Source organism: Paenarthrobacter sp. TE3676 (genome assembly GCF_056279165.1).
In genome coordinates this window covers 164,725-181,777 of sequence record NZ_JBWBQU010000004.1, presented here as the reverse complement: position 1 = coordinate 181,777, position 17,053 = coordinate 164,725, and the positions used below count along the sequence as shown (strand labels likewise).

Here is a 17,053-nt window from a genome sequence, read left to right as displayed (position 1 = left end):
GATCCGTCTACGCGATCGGTGCCGGCGGTCGTTCACCGCTCAACACTGCCAGTGCGTTGTCGGCGGCGAGCATGGCCATGGCTGTACGCGTTTCCACCGTGGCTGAGCCGAGGTGCGGCAGGAGGGCGACGTTGTCAAGTTCCAGCAGGCCGGGATGGACGCGTGGTTCTTGCTCGTAGACGTCAAGTCCGGCTCCCGCGATTGCACCTTCGCGGAGGGCTGTTGCCAGTGCGTCTTCGTCGACGATCGGTCCCCGCGCGGTGTTGACCAGGAACGCGGAGCTCTTCATCGCAGCGAGTTGTTCGGCCCCGATCAGGTGGTGGGTGGCGGGACCGTACGGGCAGTGCAGTGATACGACGTCGGAGACTGCCAGCAGTTCGTCGAGGTCGACGCGTCGGGCATCCAGTTCCGCGGCGATCGTTGGGTCGATTTCGCTACGGGACTGGTAGACGATGTCCATGCCGAAGGCTTTGGCCCGCCGTGCGGTAGCCTGGCCGATTCCGCCCATGCCGACGACGCCGAGTGTCTTGCCCTGCAGGCTACTACCGAGAAGGAAGAACATTCCCCACTTCCAGGCTTGGCCGGAGCGGATGAGTCGTTCACCCTCACCGAGCCGTCGGGTTGCCATGAGGATGAGGCCGAACGCGATGTCGGCCGTGGCGTCGGTGAGTACGCCTGGCGTGTTGGTGGCCACGACGCCCCGTTCGCTGCAGGCGGGCACGTCGATGTTGTCGTAGCCGACGGCGACATTTGCGACGACCTTGAGCTGCGGGCCGGCGGCGTCGAGCAGTTCTGCATCGACGCGCTCGGTGAGCAGGGACACTATGGCATCGGCGCCGGCTACCCGGCGCAGAAGTTCCTCGCGGGTAATGGTTTCGGGACCATCCCAGGCCTCGACGTCGTGTTCGGCGCGGAGTTTTTCAATGGCAGCGTCGGGGATACGTCCTGTGACGACGACCCGGCTCATGCGGTCACGATCCAGTCGCGGAGGCGGCCGAGGCCCTCACGGATATCGGCGACGTCGATGCCTGAGTAGGCGAGCCGGATGTACTGCCTTTCTTCGCCGGGTAGGCGCCGGCCGAAGTGCTCGCGGGTGCAGAAGGAGACCCCGGTCTTGTACAGGGCGTCGCTCGCGAAGTCGCCCACTGCCGTGTAGCCCATTTTCTCCATGACGTCAGTGACGTCCGGGAAAAGGTAGAACGTCGACTGGGGCACTGCGACGTGCATTCCGGGGACGGAGTTCACGAGTTCGCAGGCAGCATCCCGCCGTTCACGCAGGATGTCGAGCATCTGTTGGACCGGTTCTTGGGTGCCGCGCAGTGCTTCGATACCTGCCCACTGCACGTAGTGGGTGGTGCATGACTCGTCGTTGGTGTTAAGGGTGCTGAGAACTTTGGCGATCTCAAGGGGAGCTACGGCACAGCCGAGGCGTGAGCCGGTCATGGCGAACTTCTTGCTGAAGGTGTAGAGGATCACGGTTCGTTCTGCCATGCCCGGAAGCGACGTGATCGAACTGGAGACTCCCTCGTAGCGGGTCTCGAAGTAGGCCTCGTCGGAAAGCACCCAGAGATTATGCTCCTGGGCGATCTGGGCAATTGCCTCGCGCTCAGCTGCAGTGGATTCCGCGGAGATGGGGTTCTGCAGGTCGTTGTAGATGATGGCAACGGTGTTCGGCGTGATCGATGCGCGCACCTGGTCGAGGTCGATCGAGAAGCCCTGGCTCGTGGGGAGGTAGCGGTACGGTACTGCTGTGCCTCCGAGGTATTCGATCTGCGACTCGTAGATCGGGAAGCCGGGATTCGGGTACAGCACTTCCTGACCGGGGTTCATCACTGCCTGCAGGAACTTCGTGATGACCGGCTTGCCGCCCGTCATGACCACGACGTTGTCGGGGGACAGGCTGATGCCGCGGCGTGAGCCGATGTCCTCGGCGAGGGCTTCGCGCAGCTGGGGGATGCCGGGGCCGGGGCAGTAGCCCGTGTAGCCGTCGGCGATTGCCTTGGTCATGGCTTCGACGATGTGCGGGGCGGTGGGGATGTTGATGTCACCGAGGTGGAAGGGGTAAACCAGATTCCCCTTCGCCTTCCAGGCTGCCGCGGCCTGGGCGACGCTAAAGGCGGTTTCGGTGCCGAGCCGTTCGAGTCGATGCGCGAGTTGCTGCATGCTGTGTACTCCTCGTTGAGTTAAGAGTCGTTCGTAGACATCTAATACATGACTAATATATCAAAGCGTCATGTGGCCCTCAGCACAAGAGTGCGACGCACTATGACCTCATCACATGAGAGTGGCACCGCATCCGGGTATTAACCTGGACGCAGTGCCACTGCATTTATTGTCGGTCATCGTTACCGATGCCCTGATGGAGTCAGCCTGTTAGGACGCCGAATCGTCGCCGCGCGCCCAAGCAGGTCGCAGTACATGCCGTTTTGAGCCCTCAAAACGGCGTCATCTGCTACTTAGTTGGGTTATGTTTGGTCGGCTTGTGACCGGCGATCGCGGCGCGGACATCGCCCTCTTCGTGTCCATCCTTCTTCTTGCCAAACGGCAGCACCTTAAGCAGCGGGTGCAGGATGAGCATGATGACCAGGCCCCAGATGGCTCCGAGAATGGCTGAGCAGATCGTGTTCACGAGCCAGGCAAGGAAGCCGCCCACCACAGGGATTCCGACGAAGGGTGTCTCCAGTACATGGACAAGGTCATAGGGGCCGTGCCAGCCGAGGTCGTACGCACCCTGCAGCATGATGTGACCACCAACCCACAGCATGGCGATTGTTCCTATGAGGGTGATGGCGGCCAGTACGGCCGGCATCCCCTTCACGAGCAGCCGGCCGAAGCGCTGGGAGCCCTCGGAGGCCTTGGTGGTCAGGTGCAGGCCAATATCGTCCATTTTCACGATGAGGCCGACGGCGCCATACACAATGACAGTGATCGCGATCGCTACGACGACCAGGATGAACGCCCGGACCCACAGGGACTCGGCGGCCACCTCATTCATGGCGATGACCATGATCTCGCAGGACAGGATGAAGTCGGTGGTGATGGCGCCCTTGGTAACTTTCGCCTCTGCTTCAGGGCCGCGTTGGACAGCCGGTGCCTTCTCGGTATCAGCATGGTCGCCGCGGAACTTGTGCCACACCTTTTCGGCGCCCTCGTAGCAGAGGTAGCTGCCGCCCAGCATGAGGATGAACGGAATTACTCCCGGGATGAAAGCGCTAACCAGCAGCAGGGCCGGCAGGATGATCACTAGCTTGTTTCGCAGCGAGCCCCAGAAGATCCGTTTGATCATCGGCAGTTCGCGTGACGGGTCCGCCCCTGAGACATATTGGGGTGTGACCGCGGCGTCGTCAATGACGACGCCGGCAGCTTTGGCCCCGGCTTTGGCGGCTCCTGCCGCGATGTCGTCCACGGAGGCAGCCGCTATGCGGGCCAGCGCTGCGACATCGTCCAACAGTGCGACGAGACCGCCGCTCACAGGAGAACTCCGTCCTGCTTAAGGGCGGACAGCGGCGTGTGAATACCTGGGTAGAGTCGCATAATCGGCATGTTCGGAGTATACGATGACGGGCGGAACCTCTAGTGTTCCGTGTCCGCCGCTGCCTGCTTCTTAGCGGTCTTTTCCGCGTCCTTCTCAGCGCGCAGCGCCTCCGCCTCGTGCTGCTCCTCGGCCTTTTCCTGATGGATGACCTGGGCGAAGAGCTTCTCCATCTCCTTGGCTACTCCGGCAGCTGAAGCAGGATTCTGACCGGTGACCAGTCGCTCGTCTACCGCCACTTTTTCTTCAAAGACGCCCGCGGAGACATGTCGTGCTCCCTGTTCCTCCAAGCGGTCTGCCAGGAAGAATGGAATGACCTTGTCTTTCCCGGCGGCAACTTCCTCGTCATTGGTGAACGCGGCCACGTCCCGGCCTTGGACAAGACGGAATCCGTTCTCCAACTCCACATTCAGCAGTCCAGCCGGACCATGGCAGACCGCGCCCACCAAGCCGCCGGCGTCGTAAACGCTGGCAACCAGGCGCTGCAGTCCTTCGCTGTCCGGGAAGTCCCACATAGTGCCGTGTCCTCCCACGAGGTAGACGGCATCATATTGCCCGGGATCAATAACATCCACGCGGGCAGTGTTGTAGAGGCCGGCGCGCGTGGTCTCATCCTTGGTAAAGGCGACCTGGATGGGATCATCCGTGTCTACCTCGTCGCTGGGAGGCTGGCCGCCTTTGATCGAGGCGAAATCGACGAAGTGACCTGAATCTTTGAACACCTTCCACGGATGTGCGGCTTCGGCCACGTTGTAGCCGGTCTTCTCGCCCGTATCGCCGAGCTCGGAAACGCTGGTCAGTACCATGAGGATTTTCTTCATGAAGTGCTCCTTTCGTCCAACGTCCACACTACGCCCCACCTTTTCAAGGCTCTGGCAGGCTGAAGAATCCATCGACTGTCAGCACGCGCCCCTATGCTTGCCTCATGTCTACTGATGAAGAGAAAGACCCTCCCGTACCTGCCGACGTTGAGGGCAAGATCCCGAAAAAAGTTCACGATGTCCCGAACGAAGAACTGCCCGACGCATCTACGGACGAACCCAACGCAAAATAGACGGCAGGCGGCGCGGTTTTGAACCTTCAGGTCTGTCAAAATCACCTGTTGACAGACTTGAAGTAACGCGGGTAACCTAAGTCACATGCTCAATAAGTAACGCGCGTTACCAACAGCGTTCCCTGCAGAGCAAGCCAGGCAATGATGGCCTGGCACCACACTCGGACCAAACAAGATCACCCGGAGCGTTCAATGGCGAAAACCACCCCTGGCGAGGCCGTACCTGTACGGCAGCGGGGAGTCACCATGAAAGACGTCGCCAAACATGCCGGCGTTTCCCGGACTGCGGTTTCGTTTGTTTTGAGCAACCGCGAAAACGCCAGCATTTCCGAGGAAACCCGCACTCGGATCAACCACGCTGTGCAGGAACTGGGTTACAGGCCCAACGCCGGTGCCCGCGCGCTGGCATCGAGGCGCAGCGATTGGTACGGGATCGTGACGGAGATCGTCACGGCACCGTTCGCCGTCAACATCATCAAAGGAGCCCAGGACCAAGCCTGGCTTGACCGCCGGTTCCTGCTCATCGCGCCCTCCGACCAGGCCGATGCCGTAGGACCCAACGAGGGCCTGGAAGATGCTGCAACTGAAAAGCTGCTGGAACAACGAGTGGAAGGACTTCTCTACGCAGCTACTTTTCACCGGGGCGTCCACGTTCCGGCGAGTGCCAATGAAGTACCCACCGTGTTAATCAACTGCTTCGATGCAGACGGTAAGCTTCCCTCGATCGTCCCTGACGAGCGCGGGGGAGGAAGGATCGCCGTCGAGCGGTTGCTCCAAGCCGGCCACACCCGGATTGGAGTCATCAACCTTGACCCGGTTATTCCTGCTGCAGTGGGGCGGTTGGAAGGTGCACGCGAAGCGCTTGCCGTCGCCGGACTGGAGCTGGACCCGGAACTGGTGGTGTCCGGATATGCCACGGCCGATGGCGGTTACGAAGCCGCTTGCCGCATATTGGACCGCTATCCACAACAGGACAGGCCAACGGCATTGTTCTGCCTTAATGACCGCATGGCGATGGGCGCATATGACGCCATCAAGGAACGGGGCCTGACCATCCCCGGGGACATCGCCGTGATCGGCTTCGACAACCAGGAACTCATCGCGGCCTACCTACGGCCAAAGCTGACAACGGTTGCATTGCCATTCGAAAAAATGGGCGCCTTGGGCGTCCAAACGCTCGCCGCACTAACAGCAGGACAGCCGATCATTGCCGACCAGCAATTGGTCGACTGTCCGCTGCTAGAACGCTCTTCGGTCTGACCGCGAAATCAACGTCGAAGAGCAAACCCCTTACCAACCCCTTCACCTTGCTGATGAAGATAGGAAAGAGATAACCATCATGACACAACCCCGATATTTCAGGGCTGCCCGGATGACGGCGGCAAGCCTTGCAGTGGGCGCAATGCTGCTCACCGGCTGCACGGCCAATGTCACCAAGACAAGCACTTCCGACGCCGGAGCGAACGCCAGCGCGTTCCTCACCATCCCGCGTGAGGACATGGGCACGTTCGTGCAGAACTTCAACCCGTTCGCTCCCACGGTCAACCCGATGGTTCAGCAGTCCATTTACGAATCCCTCCTGATCTTCAACCCGGCCAAGGGAGACACGGTGCCGTGGCTTGCCACCGAGTGGAATGCTGCGGAGGACGGCAAGTCACTTACCTTCACCCTGCGTGACGGTGTGAAGTGGTCCGATGGGCAGCCCTTCGTGGCTGACGATGTTGCCTACACGTTCGAACTTCAGAAGAAGATCAAGGGCGGCTTCGAGTATCTGGACACCGTTACGGCCGAGGGCAACAAAGTCACGTTCAACTTCAACAAGCCCTGGTCGCCGGCCCTTTACGACGTCGGCCAGCTCGTCATCCTGCCCAAGCACATCTGGTCCGCTTTGCCGGACCCGGAAAAGGACGCAAACGCCAAGCCGGTGGGCACCGGACCCTACACCGAGGTGGACAGTTTCCAGGCCCAGTCGTTCGTGCTGACCAAGAACCCGAATTACTGGCAGCCGGAAAAGCAGAAGATCGCCGGCATCAAGATGCTCGCTTTTGCAGGAAACGACGGCGCCAACCTCGCCGCCGCGAATGGCGACGTGGACTGGGCTCCGCAGTACATCCCGAACATCGAAAAGACCTTCGTTTCCAAGGACAAGGAACACCGTCAATACTGGTTCCCGGCCACGGGTGCCATGATCAACTGGCAACTCAACACCACTAAAGCGCCGTTCAACGACGTTGATGTCCGCAAGGCACTGAGCATGGCCGTTGACCGCGAGCAAGTCACCAAGATCGGCATGAGCGGCTACGCGAAACCGGCGGACTGCACCGGACTCTCCGGCAACTACGAAACCTGGAAGAACGCGGCGGTCAAGGACAACTGCACGTGGACCAACCACGATGTGGAAAAGGCCAACGAGCTTCTGGATAAGGCCGGATATCCCAAGGGAGCCGACGGAAAGCGCACGATGAAGGACGGAAAGCCGTTCGAATTCGGGATCTCCGTGGGCGCCACTTCCTCCGACTGGCTGTCAGTGGCCAACGTGATCGCGCAGAACCTGGCCGAAGTGGGCGTAACTGCCAAGGTGGAGTCCCCGGATTGGGCTGCCGTGGTTGCCGGCTATGAGACCGGCGACTTCGACTCCGGCATTGTCTGGAGCGCCAACGACCCCAGCCCGTATAAGTACTTCAACACGTCAATGGGCACAGCAACAGTGAAGCCCGTGGGCACCAAGACGTTCGACAACTACCACCGCTTCGGCGACACGAAAGCGGATGCACTGCTTGCCGACTTCGCCGCGGCAAGTGATGAGTCCAAGCAAAAGGACCTCGCCAACAAGCTGCAGGAAGAGTACAACGACGTCGCACCGCTGGTGCCGCTGTTCTCCGGCCCGGAATGGGGAGCCTTCAATGACACCCGATTCACCGGCTGGCCCACTGAGGGCAACCCGTACGCCACCCTCTCGGTCCGTTCACCTACAACGGTGCTGGTACTGACCACGCTGGAACCGCGCAAGTAGTCCTCACCGCCGCCACCACCGCTGCTTTAGGCCCCTCACGGGCCTCACACACCGCGCGTCCGGGCGGCCAACTCCGCCCGGACGTGCCCCAAACTTTCCGCAATTCCCGAATGGAGGGAAACCGTGCGCTTCATCCTGCGCCGCCTGGGTTTCTACCTGATCGCCTTCTGGGCATCCATCACCCTGAATTTCCTGCTCCCGCGTTTCATGCCCGGTGACCCCGTCTCCCGGATGTTCGCCCGCTCCCAGGACCGAATGCAGCCCGAACAAATCGAGGCCCTGCGCAAGCTGCTGGGTGTTGACGATCGGCCCATTTGGGAGCAATACATCGACTACATGCACAACATCTTCACCGGGCAAATGGGTGTTTCCATCTCCCGTTTCCCCACCCCCGTCACCGAGGTCATCTCATCCCAAATCGGCTGGACACTCCTGCTGGGCGGTACCGCACTGGTGGTTGCCGCCGTCGTGGGTAACCTGCTGGGCATCCTGGCCGCCTGGCGCCGTGGCGGCGCGATCGACTCCGCGCTTCCGCCGGTGCTGGTTTTCATCGGCTCGTTCCCGTACTTCTGGCTTGCCATGGGTGCGCTGTACCTGTTCGGGGTGGTGCTGGGTTGGTTCCCGATCCGACATGCGTTCACTGACGGTTTGGAGCCGGCGTTCACCTGGGAGTTCATCGGCGACGTCGGTGCCCACCTTGTGCTGCCGGCGCTGACGATCGTGCTGGTTTCCATCGGAGGTTGGATGCTGGGCATGCGAAACACCATGATTGCCACGAATTCCGAGGACTACATCACCATGGCCGAAGCAAAGGGACTTCGCCCCGGCCGCATCATGCTCCGCTACGCGGCACGCAATGCCATGCTCCCGTCGGTAACCAGCTTCGGCATGGGATTGGGGTTCGTGGTGGGTGGTGCGCTGCTCACGGAGGTGGTGTTCGCTTATCCCGGCGTCGGCTACCAACTCCTCAATGCCGTCCAAGGCCTCGACTATCCGCTCATGCAGGGCCTGTTCCTGACCATCACCGCCGCTGTGCTGCTTGCCAACTTCCTGGTGGACATCCTCTACGTCCGCCTCGACCCGCGCGTGCGCAGCAACTAGAGGACTGATCATGACAACCGCACTTCTGAAGCAGCCAACTCCAACACCGGCTGTCCGCAAACCCAACCGCAGCTTCGTCCACGGGCTCCTCAACAACAAGAAGGCCCTGACGGGCATGGCCGTGATGTTCATCTTCATTGCCTTGGCCCTGCTGGCGCCGGTGCTGTTTCCCGGCGACCCGTCGAGGATTACCGCGATGGCCTCCTTGGAACCATCTGCCGAGCACTGGCTGGGCACCACCGCCAAGGGACAGGATGTGCTCGCGCTGACAGTCCACGGCTCACGGAGTTCCCTTTTCGTGGGGCTGACCGTCGGGGTGGCGTCCACGTTCATCGGCATCCTCGTGGGCCTCGCCTCGGCGTACTTTGGCAAGTTCATTGACGAAGCACTGTCCCTGGTTACCAACGTTTTCCTGCTCTTGCCCGGCCTGCCGCTGCTGGTCATCCTGGCCGCGTTCCTTCCGCCGGGCCTGGGCACGGTAATCCTGGTACTGGTGGTCACCGGCTGGGCCGGCTCTGCCCGCGTCCTTCGGTCACAGGCGTTGTCCATCCGATCCAAGGACTTCGTGGCCGCGGCCGTGGTGTCCGGGGAACGGGCGGGCCGGATCATGTTCCGCGAAATCCTGCCCAACATGGCCTCGATTGTCATGGGCACCCTGCTTGCCTGCGTGATTTACGGAATCGGTGCCCAAGCGGGCCTGGAGTTCCTGGGCCTGGGCGATGTCAGCACGGTCTCCTGGGGCAACAACCTCTTCTGGGCCGGCAACGAAGGCGCCCTGCTCACCGGTAGTTGGTGGGTCTTCGTCCCCTCAGGCGTGTGTATAGCGCTGGTCGCCTTCGCCCTTGCCCTCATCAACTATGCCGTGGACGAGGTCACCAACCCGCGGCTGCGAAAAATCAAGACTCCAAAAGACACCGAAAGGAGCGCCGCCAAATGACCATCTCCCAAGTTTCCTTCGGCTCCCACGAACCAGTCCTTGACGTCAAAAACCTCACCGTCAAGTACATCGGCGACACCCGGTCCACCACCGCCGTCGACCGCGTTTCCTTCAGCATTGGCACCGGTGAGGTGTTCGGCCTCGCGGGGGAGTCCGGCTGCGGGAAGTCCACTATTGCCAACTCAATCATGAGGCTCCTGAAGGACCCCGCAAAGATTGCAGGCGGCAGCATCTCCTTCGGCGGCAAGGACGTCCTGGCCATGAGCCCTGAAGAGCTGCGGCGCTTCCGCTGGCAGGACGTGGCGATGGTCTTCCAGTCCGCCATGAACTCGCTCAATCCGGTACTGACCATAGGCGAACAGATCGTTGACATCTTCACCACTCACGCCGGCTACTCCCGTAAGGAATCGCTGAGGCGTGCCGGTGAACTGCTGGAACTCGTGAGGATCGATCCCGCACGGCTCAAGTCCTATCCGCACCAACTCTCGGGCGGCATGCGCCAGCGAGCCGTGATTGCCATGGCCGTGGCGCTCAAGCCGTCACTGCTGATCCTGGACGAGCCCACCACCGCCCTGGACGTAGTGGTGCAGCAGGAGATCATGGCACAAATCAAGGACCTCCAGCGTGAACTCGGCTTCTCCGTCCTCTTCATCACGCACGACATGTCCCTCATGGTGGAACTCTCGCACCGCATGGCCGTGATGTACGGCGGCCGGATCGTGGAGACCGCGAAAGCCCAGGACGTTTACGCCAATCCCCGCCACCCTTACACCCAGGCCCTCATGGGCGCGTTTCCGCCGCTCACCGGTCCCCGCGTTCCGTTGACGGGACTGCCCGACGGCGTGAAGTTCCGGAACATCCCGGACCTCACCGAAGAAGCACCCGGCCATTTCGTAGCTCCGTTTGGTGCCGACACCCCGGCGGTTGATTCAGCAAACCTGGAAGGAGCTGCACGATGAGCCACTCACTCATGACCCCACCGGCCGTGGCCGGCACCGGCGCCCCCGCCCTCGAGATCCGCGGCCTGGGGAAGTCATTCCCCATTGGCGGGCTGTTCTCCCGCGATTCGGTCCGTGCCCTGCACGGCGTCGACCTGAGCATTGGCCGCGGTGAAATCGTGGCGCTTGTGGGGGAGTCCGGTTCCGGCAAGAGCACCTTGGCCCGCTGCGTCGCGCGGCTAGAAAAGCCGAGCACCGGCGCAATCCTGATTGACGGCGTCGACATCCTCAAACGGGATCGTTTCCAAGCGTCGCGTGCATTTCGCTCGCAACTGCAGATGGTGTTCCAGGACCCCTTCGGTTCATTGAACCCGGCTCACAGGATGGACCATTTCCTGCGGCGTTCGTTGGCGATCCATGGCAAGAGCGGCGGTTCCGAGCAGGAGACCCAGCGTCGGCTTGCAGAACTCATGACCACTGTCGGTCTGCAGGCTGACATGCTGAACTCCTATCCGCATGAGCTTTCCGGCGGCCAGCGCCAACGCGTAGCCATAGCCCGGGCGCTCGCCGTTGAGCCGCAGGTCATCCTGGCCGACGAACCCACCTCCATGCTTGATGTTTCTGTCCGGATCGGCGTGCTGAACCTGATGCGCAAGCTCCGCGACGAGCAGGGCATCTCCATGCTCTACATCACGCACGACCTCGCATCCGCCCGTTACTTGGCGGACCGGACGGCAGTCATGTTCGCCGGTGAACTCGTCGAGGAGGGCGAGTCCCTGGACCTGCTGTCCAATCCTGCGCACCCATACACGCAACTGCTGGTTTCGGCTGTTCCGGACCCCGCCCGGGCAGGCTCGTACGACCCCGTCCGCAGGGCCGAATTACGGCAGGCGGTCATGGCCTCAACGCACTGCGCGTTCGACGGCGATCCGAACCAGCCATGTTCGGCCGAAGAACCTGTGCGCCATCAAGTGGGTGACCCCGCGAACCGTCACTGGGTGCGCTGCCATCTGTACCGGCCGTGGGCCGCAGCCGGCGGCCATGCATTGGCGAGCGAACCAATCCAATCCAGCGGCCCGGCGTCGAACGCTCAGGAAGTGGCTTCCGCATGACTGAACTAACCCACCCGCTCGCCACCGTTCCCCAGGACGAGTTGCTGACCCGCGCTGAGGCCGACCCCCTCCGCCCGCGGTTCCATTTCGTGTCGCCGGCCGGCTGGCTCAACGATCCCAACGGCGTCAGCCAGTGGAACGGCACGTACCACCTCTTCTACCAGTACAACCCGGAGGGTGCTTTCCACCATCGCATCCAGTGGGGCCACGCCACCAGCACCGACCTCGTCACCTGGACTGACCTGCCCGTTGCCTTGGAACCGTCCGCGGGACCGGACGCTGATGGCTGCTGGTCGGGGGTATTGGTGAACGACGGCGGCACGCCCACCTTGGTGTACTCGGGACGGTTCGAGGGCAAGGAGCTGCCCTGCGTCGCTGTAGGATCCCCGGACCTGCAGAACTGGACCAAGGACCCCGGGAATCCAGTGATCGCGGCGCCGCCGGCCGGAGTGGAGATCACCGCATACCGCGATCATTGCGTATGGCGCGAAGGCACCAAGTGGCGACAGCTGGTGGGGTCGGGCATTCGTCATCGCGGCGGCACGGCCTTCCTGTACGAGTCTTCGGATCTACGGTCCTGGGATTACATCGGGCCCTTGTGCATAGGCGATGCTTCGCAGGGCGATCCTGCGGACACTGACTGGACCGGGACCATGTGGGAATGCGTTGACCTGTTCCGCGCCGGACAGGGTTCGTTGGGCTCTGTCCCTGCAGACAACGCGCCCGATGTGCTGGTCTTTTCCGCGTGGGACGACGGCGAAACCCGCCATCCGCTGTACTGGACCGGCCGCTACGCCGGGGATGCCTTCGAGCCGGAGGCACTGCATCGTCTGGATTACGGAGGCCGGTTCTTCTATGCACCGCAGTCTTTCGAAGATGAGTCCGGCCGCCGTGTCATGTTCGGCTGGATGCAAGAGGGCCGGAGTGATGCGGCGATGGTGGAAGCCGGCTGGTCGGGCGTAATGAGCCTGCCACGGGTCACCACCGTGGCCAACGATGGAACCTTGGAGTTTGCGCCGGTTCCCGAAATTGAGAAGCTACGCAGAAACCACGTCACCGTCCCCGGCCAGGTGTTGGTAGGGGCTGGAACGTCCCTTGAGACCGGTGTATCCGGCAATCAGGTGGACCTGGAGCTGGACCTGCAGCTTGCGCCTGGTGCGGAGGTTCGGCTGGGAGTGCTGACGTCTCCGGACGGTGCCGAGGAGACCGTGATAATGCTGAGTCGGGCCGCAGATGGAACCCCCGTCGGCACTCTGCGCTTGGATCGTACCCGCAGCAGCCTCGACCCTGCCGTCGATGTGGAGGACAAGTCCGGCCCCGTTCCCATGATGGACGGTCGGGTTCGCCTTCGCGTGGTGGTGGACCGGTCCGCCGTCGAGATTTTTGCCAACGGCAAGCCCCTCACGGCCCGTGTCTACCCGACCCTGGGCGGCGAGCGCGTGACATTGGCCGCTACCGAAGGTTCGGCGCGGCTCCTTACTTTCGACGCCTGGACCATGGCCGGGATTTTTGAAAGTACCCGGAGCCTCTTGCCGCAAGGAAAGTGAAACCATGGACAGGAAGATCCCGGCTCTGCCCGGCCTATCACGTCAGAGCTAGCTGACGCGTCGGCCGCTGATTAGTCTCACGATGCAGTCTGCGGCTTCAATTGATTCTTCGTCATGGCTGACGCATGCCACTGCTGCACCGCGTGCCGCTTCTGCTGCGAGCATGGCCCTCGTGCGTTGCCGGCTTTCCAGATCCAGCCCCGCCGCGGGCTCATCGAGTAGGAAGATCCGTGCACGGCGGGCTATGCCTTGGGCCAGTAGCGCACGCTGTCGTTGGCCTCCGGACAGTGCATTGAACGGCGATAAGGCATGTTCCGTGAGCTGAACCCGGGCCAAGGCCTCCGAGACCCGCGCTTTTCGTTCCGCTGCCCCTATTTTGCGTGCCCGACCTGACTGATCGCCCCACGTGCCCATCGTCACCACGTCCTGAACGGTGAGGGGGAGAGCGTCAGGGGTTGTCACCCGTTGGACTACCAAGGCCACGTCGTCCTTGCGGTCTACCGTCCCGCGGGCGGCTTTACGAACCCCCGCAAGGATCTCGATGAGTGTGGATTTGCCCGCTCCATTGGGGCCGGCAATGGCGGTCACTTTGCCCCACTCGAGGTCCAGGTCAACGCCTATCAGTGCTGGAGCGTCACCAAAGCTGAAGTGAAGGTTGCGGGCGCGCAGGGCTGAATTGGAAGAGTTCACACTCGATCCTAATCCTTTTTGATAATGAATCTCAATATGCTTTACAGTGACTGAGTGCATTGGCTAATTGAACCGTTTACCGCAGACTTCTTCCTCCGGGCCCTCGTCGGTGGTGCCTTCGTCGCGATCATCTGCGGTGTCGTTGGCACCTGGGTCATCATCCGGGGGATGGCCTTCCTTGGCGAAGCCATCGGTCACGGGATGCTGCCAGGCGTGGCCCTGGCAACAGTCGCCGGCGCCCCAGCGATAGCGGGCGGGGCGGTGAGCGCCGTCGTCATGAGCGCGATGATCAGCCTTTTGCAGCGCCGCGGCCGCTTGTCGTATGACACCAGCATCGGCCTGCTCTTCGTTTCGATGCTGTCGCTCGGGGTCATTATTGTGTCCCACTCACGCTCTTTTGCCACGGACGCAACTGCCATGCTGTTTGGTGACATCCTCGCCATGGACGATGGTGACCTGCTTGGGCTGTTGCTGGCGGCGACTGCCACCATCTCGATTGCGGTCATCCTCCACCGCAATTTCGTGGCCGCAGCCTTCGATACGCGGATCGCCCAAACATTGGGACTCCGTCCGCATGTAGCCCAGCTGGCACTGGTGGGATTGGTAACCCTTGCTGTTGTGTCGTCCTATCAGGCCGTGGGGTCGCTGCTGGTGGTGGGACTCCTGCTCGCGCCGGCAGTTGCGGCCAGTCCGTGGACACGCAGTATTCCGGCCCGCATGACCGTAGCAGTCGCCTTCGGGATAGTGGCGGTGGCTCTTGGTCTGCTGTGTTCCTGGTACGCCGGCACAGCTGCGGGCGCATCCATCGCCATGGCGGCCATTACTCTGGCCGCCTTATCCGGTATTAGTGGGCACCTATACGCCGGACGCAGCACGCGGGCGGTCAAAATTCCTGAGCCGGAACCGGCCCCTGACTTTGTACCCCTCACTGGAAAGTAATCATGAACCTCCCTACAAAACCGGTGGCACTAGCCACGCTGGCGCTGCTCTTTCTTGCTGGGTGCGGCAACCCGTCCACTGCGCAGGCGCCACAACCTGACGCGAGCGAATCGGCGTCGACCGGTGACGGGCACGGGACGATCACCGGAGTGGCCGAGGTCGCTGAACCGCAGCTTCACCTTGTGGCCATCGACGCCGAAGGCGAAACCTCCATGCTGGACCTCCTGAACGGTACGCAGTCCCGGTTGGGGAAGGTCCGGTCTCCAGCTGAGGTTAGCACCGACGGGCGTTACGTCTTTGCCGCCAGCAACACAGGTGTTGACATCGTGGACAGTGGCGCGTGGACCTGGGATCACGTGGATCACTTCCACTACTACCGGGGCGCAGCGAGGAATATTGGCAGGGTTGACGGTGAAGGTACTGCCACCATTGCCACGGGGCTGCTGTCGACGGCCGGCACAACGGGGATGTTCTTCCCAAACTCCGGGGAGGCAGTACTTCTGGATAATCCGGAGCTCTCCGGCGGGACCATTACCGAGACCCTTCGCTTCAAGACCGAACCGCACGCGGGCTTGATCGCTCCACTGGGCGAAGGGGCAGTGGTCACCGAACCCGACAATGCAGGGAACGCCGCCCGCCTGCGAGCCATTGACATCGACGGTAAGGAACTGGCCACCACCGACTGCCCCGCAGCGGCAGGAACTATCACCACCAGGGTGGGATTGGTGGTTGGCTGCTCCGATGGTGCGGTGATCGCCACGATGGAAGGGTCAACGCCAGTGTTCGATAGGGTTCCCTACCCGGAGGACGTCGCTGCCCCGGCCACCGAATTCGACGGACGCAAGAGCAGGCCCACGATTGCCGGCCTCAGCACCGATTCCGGGGTCTGGCTCCTGAACACCCGCCAGCGCACGTGGGAATGGCTGCCGACGAGTACCCCCGTAGTCGCCGCCGCAACAGTCGACGACGCCGACCACCACGTGGTGGTCATCGGCGCCGACGGCACGGTTCAGGTATATGACGGATCATCCAAAGAACAGATTGCCAGCACGAAAGCGCTGTTGGCGGGATCACTGGCTGATCCGGCCTTCGCCGGCAATATTCAGCTCACAGTTGACGCCCAACGCGCCTACGTCAATGCGCCCGCCGAGGGTTTGATCCATGAAATTGACTATGCCGATGACGCCCGGATTGCCCGGACCCTCGAGTTGCCTACGAAGCCGGTTCATTTCGTGGAGACCGGCCGATGAGGCGGGCGGCTCTACTTGCCCTCACCGCGGTGGCCGGGCTGGTTCTGTCGGGTTGCTCCCACCCCGGGACTCCGGAGAAGCCGCAGGTAGTGGTGACAACCAACATCCTGGGTGACATCACGAAAGAGGTCCTCGGCGACCAGGCTGAAGTAACTACCCTCATGCAGCCCAACGCTGATCCGCACTCGTTCGAAATATCGGCGCAACAGGCTGCCCTCATGGGCAGCGCAGACCTGGTGGTTTCCAATGGCCTTGGCCTGGAGGAAGGGCTGCAGCAACACCTGGACAGGGCCGCGAAAGCCGGTGCGCCGGTCATGGCGGCAGGTGAGGTGATCGACGTCGTGCCTTACAGTTCCGGTGACGCCGAAGGGGCACCTGACCCTCATTTCTGGACCGACCCGGCAGCAATGATCGACGTCGTGGACGCTGTCGAAGGCGCCGCACGCGATATCGACGGAATCGACCCCACCAAGCTTGCTTCCAGCGCAGCGGCCTACCGGCACAAGCTCACTCAGCTGGACACAGAAATGACTGGCGCATTTGCTGCCATCCCCAAGGAGCGCAGGGCGTTGGTCACAAACCACCATGTTTTCGGCTACCTTGCCAAACGCTTCGACTTCCAGGTTGTTGGTGCGGTCATCCCCGGGGGAACTACTTTGGCGGCGCCGAGTGCAGCTGACCTGCGCCAACTCAGCGAGGCCATCCGTGGTGCCGGCGTCCCCACCATTTTTGCGGACTCGTCCCAGCCGGACCGGCTGGTGCAAGTCCTCGCCAATGAAGCCGGCGTCCAGGTCCAGGTCGCGGAGCTCTTCACCGAATCCCTGACAGGACCCGACGGCGGGGCACCAACCTACCTGGACATGATGCGCGCCAATACCAACCGCATAGTCACCGGGCTCAAACCTTGATCACGTCACCAGCACCTGAACACCACAACAGA

16 protein-coding genes are annotated in these 17,053 nt (G+C 62.1%); 11 read left to right on the top strand and 5 right to left on the bottom strand.

The features are described from left to right. Positions 1-7: 7 nt before the first annotated feature. The 4 genes from ACZ881_RS11455 to ACZ881_RS11440 all read right to left on the bottom strand — a co-directional run bounded on the left by ACZ881_RS11455 (position 8) and on the right by ACZ881_RS11440 (position 4,353). The gene (locus tag ACZ881_RS11455; protein ID WP_179018208.1) at positions 8-967 is read right to left on the bottom strand and encodes a 2-hydroxyacid dehydrogenase; all 960 of its coding nucleotides are present in this window, start codon (positions 965-967) and stop codon (positions 8-10) included. Beyond that, positions 964-2,163 carry a pyridoxal phosphate-dependent aminotransferase gene (locus ACZ881_RS11450; RefSeq protein ID WP_476115378.1) on the bottom strand — a complete coding sequence of 400 codons (1,200 nt, stop codon included), beginning with the start codon at positions 2,161-2,163 and terminating at the stop codon, positions 964-966. The genes ACZ881_RS11455 and ACZ881_RS11450 overlap by 4 nt, the downstream gene beginning before the upstream one ends. Before the next feature lie 289 nt (positions 2,164-2,452). Next, positions 2,453-3,472, bottom strand: a complete 1,020-nt coding sequence (locus ACZ881_RS11445) for a DUF808 domain-containing protein (protein ID WP_476115376.1) — start codon at positions 3,470-3,472, stop codon at positions 2,453-2,455. 101 nt (positions 3,473-3,573) lie between these two features. Then, entirely contained in the window at positions 3,574-4,353 is a 780-nt protein-coding gene (locus ACZ881_RS11440; protein WP_091467099.1) for a type 1 glutamine amidotransferase domain-containing protein, read from the bottom strand. Positions 4,354-4,457: 104 nt separating this feature from the next. On the opposite strand from ACZ881_RS11440, the gene ACZ881_RS11435 reads away from it, so the two are divergent. From ACZ881_RS11435 to ACZ881_RS11400, 8 genes are all read left to right on the top strand, one after another. Continuing rightward, positions 4,458-4,586 carry a hypothetical protein gene (locus ACZ881_RS11435; protein ID WP_476115371.1) on the top strand — a complete coding sequence of 43 codons (129 nt, stop codon included), beginning with the start codon at positions 4,458-4,460 and terminating at the stop codon, positions 4,584-4,586. A 192-nt stretch (positions 4,587-4,778) separates the two neighbouring features. Further along, complete coding sequence (locus ACZ881_RS11430; RefSeq protein ID WP_454810753.1) at positions 4,779-5,846, top strand: LacI family DNA-binding transcriptional regulator; 1,068 nt, start codon at positions 4,779-4,781, stop codon at positions 5,844-5,846. Positions 5,847-5,925: 79 nt separating this feature from the next. Then, complete coding sequence (locus ACZ881_RS11425) at positions 5,926-7,599, top strand: ABC transporter substrate-binding protein (RefSeq protein WP_476115367.1); 1,674 nt, start codon at positions 5,926-5,928, stop codon at positions 7,597-7,599. Between the two features lie 123 nt (positions 7,600-7,722). Beyond that, a complete protein-coding gene (locus ACZ881_RS11420; protein ID WP_420180944.1) occupies positions 7,723-8,700 on the top strand; it encodes an ABC transporter permease in 978 nt (325 codons plus the stop codon). A 10-nt stretch (positions 8,701-8,710) separates the two neighbouring features. Further along, positions 8,711-9,637, top strand: coding sequence for an ABC transporter permease (locus tag ACZ881_RS11415; RefSeq protein WP_091467106.1), 927 nt, complete (start codon positions 8,711-8,713; stop codon positions 9,635-9,637). Continuing rightward, positions 9,634-10,596, top strand: a complete 963-nt coding sequence (locus tag ACZ881_RS11410) for an ABC transporter ATP-binding protein (protein ID WP_476115363.1) — start codon at positions 9,634-9,636, stop codon at positions 10,594-10,596. The genes ACZ881_RS11415 and ACZ881_RS11410 overlap by 4 nt, the downstream gene beginning before the upstream one ends. Next, positions 10,593-11,687, top strand: a complete 1,095-nt coding sequence (locus ACZ881_RS11405; RefSeq protein WP_179018201.1) for an ATP-binding cassette domain-containing protein — start codon at positions 10,593-10,595, stop codon at positions 11,685-11,687. Before ACZ881_RS11410 ends, ACZ881_RS11405 begins: the two co-directional genes overlap by 4 nt. After that, positions 11,684-13,234 carry a glycoside hydrolase family 32 protein gene (locus ACZ881_RS11400; protein WP_476115357.1) on the top strand — a complete coding sequence of 517 codons (1,551 nt, stop codon included), beginning with the start codon at positions 11,684-11,686 and terminating at the stop codon, positions 13,232-13,234. Before ACZ881_RS11405 ends, ACZ881_RS11400 begins: the two co-directional genes overlap by 4 nt. Before the next feature lie 48 nt (positions 13,235-13,282). On the opposite strand, the gene ACZ881_RS11395 is transcribed toward ACZ881_RS11400, so the two are convergent. Further along, on the bottom strand, positions 13,283-13,924 hold the full coding sequence (locus tag ACZ881_RS11395) for an ATP-binding cassette domain-containing protein (RefSeq protein WP_476115355.1): 642 nt from the start codon (positions 13,922-13,924) through the stop codon (positions 13,283-13,285). Between the two features lie 54 nt (positions 13,925-13,978). On the opposite strand from ACZ881_RS11395, the gene aztB reads away from it, so the two are divergent. Genes aztB through aztC form a run of 3 tightly spaced genes read left to right on the top strand, consistent with a single transcriptional unit; the run spans position 13,979 to position 17,021 of the window. After that, a complete protein-coding gene (gene aztB, locus ACZ881_RS11390; RefSeq protein ID WP_476115353.1) occupies positions 13,979-14,863 on the top strand; it encodes a zinc ABC transporter permease AztB in 885 nt (294 codons plus the stop codon). Positions 14,864-14,865: 2 nt separating this feature from the next. Further along, a complete protein-coding gene (locus ACZ881_RS11385) occupies positions 14,866-16,113 on the top strand; it encodes an ABC transporter (protein ID WP_476115349.1) in 1,248 nt (415 codons plus the stop codon). Next, on the top strand, positions 16,110-17,021 hold the full coding sequence (gene aztC / locus ACZ881_RS11380) for a zinc ABC transporter substrate-binding protein AztC (RefSeq protein WP_476115348.1): 912 nt from the start codon (positions 16,110-16,112) through the stop codon (positions 17,019-17,021). The genes ACZ881_RS11385 and aztC overlap by 4 nt, the downstream gene beginning before the upstream one ends. Positions 17,022-17,053: the final 32 nt, after the last annotated feature.

Bases quoted from the DNA above. Each gene is read 5' to 3' on its own strand.
- ACZ881_RS11450 (WP_476115378.1), bottom strand. From the start codon at position 2,163: ATGCAGCAACTCGCGCATCGACTCGAACGGCTCGGCACCGAAACCGCC.
- ACZ881_RS11405 (WP_179018201.1), top strand. From the start codon at position 10,593: ATGAGCCACTCACTCATGACCCCACCGGCCGTGGCCGGCACCGGCGCC.
- ACZ881_RS11385 (WP_476115349.1), top strand. From the start codon at position 14,866: ATGAACCTCCCTACAAAACCGGTGGCACTAGCCACGCTGGCGCTGCTC.
- aztC (WP_476115348.1), top strand. From the start codon at position 16,110: ATGAGGCGGGCGGCTCTACTTGCCCTCACCGCGGTGGCCGGGCTGGTT.
- ACZ881_RS11425 (WP_476115367.1), top strand. From the start codon at position 5,926: ATGACACAACCCCGATATTTCAGGGCTGCCCGGATGACGGCGGCAAGC.
- ACZ881_RS11430 (WP_454810753.1), top strand. From the start codon at position 4,779: ATGGCGAAAACCACCCCTGGCGAGGCCGTACCTGTACGGCAGCGGGGA.
- ACZ881_RS11435 (WP_476115371.1), top strand. From the start codon at position 4,458: ATGTCTACTGATGAAGAGAAAGACCCTCCCGTACCTGCCGACGTTGAG.
- ACZ881_RS11455 (WP_179018208.1), bottom strand. From the start codon at position 967: ATGAGCCGGGTCGTCGTCACAGGACGTATCCCCGACGCTGCCATTGAA.
- ACZ881_RS11400 (WP_476115357.1), top strand. From the start codon at position 11,684: ATGACTGAACTAACCCACCCGCTCGCCACCGTTCCCCAGGACGAGTTG.
- ACZ881_RS11415 (WP_091467106.1), top strand. From the start codon at position 8,711: ATGACAACCGCACTTCTGAAGCAGCCAACTCCAACACCGGCTGTCCGC.
- ACZ881_RS11410 (WP_476115363.1), top strand. From the start codon at position 9,634: ATGACCATCTCCCAAGTTTCCTTCGGCTCCCACGAACCAGTCCTTGAC.
- ACZ881_RS11440 (WP_091467099.1), bottom strand. From the start codon at position 4,353: ATGAAGAAAATCCTCATGGTACTGACCAGCGTTTCCGAGCTCGGCGAT.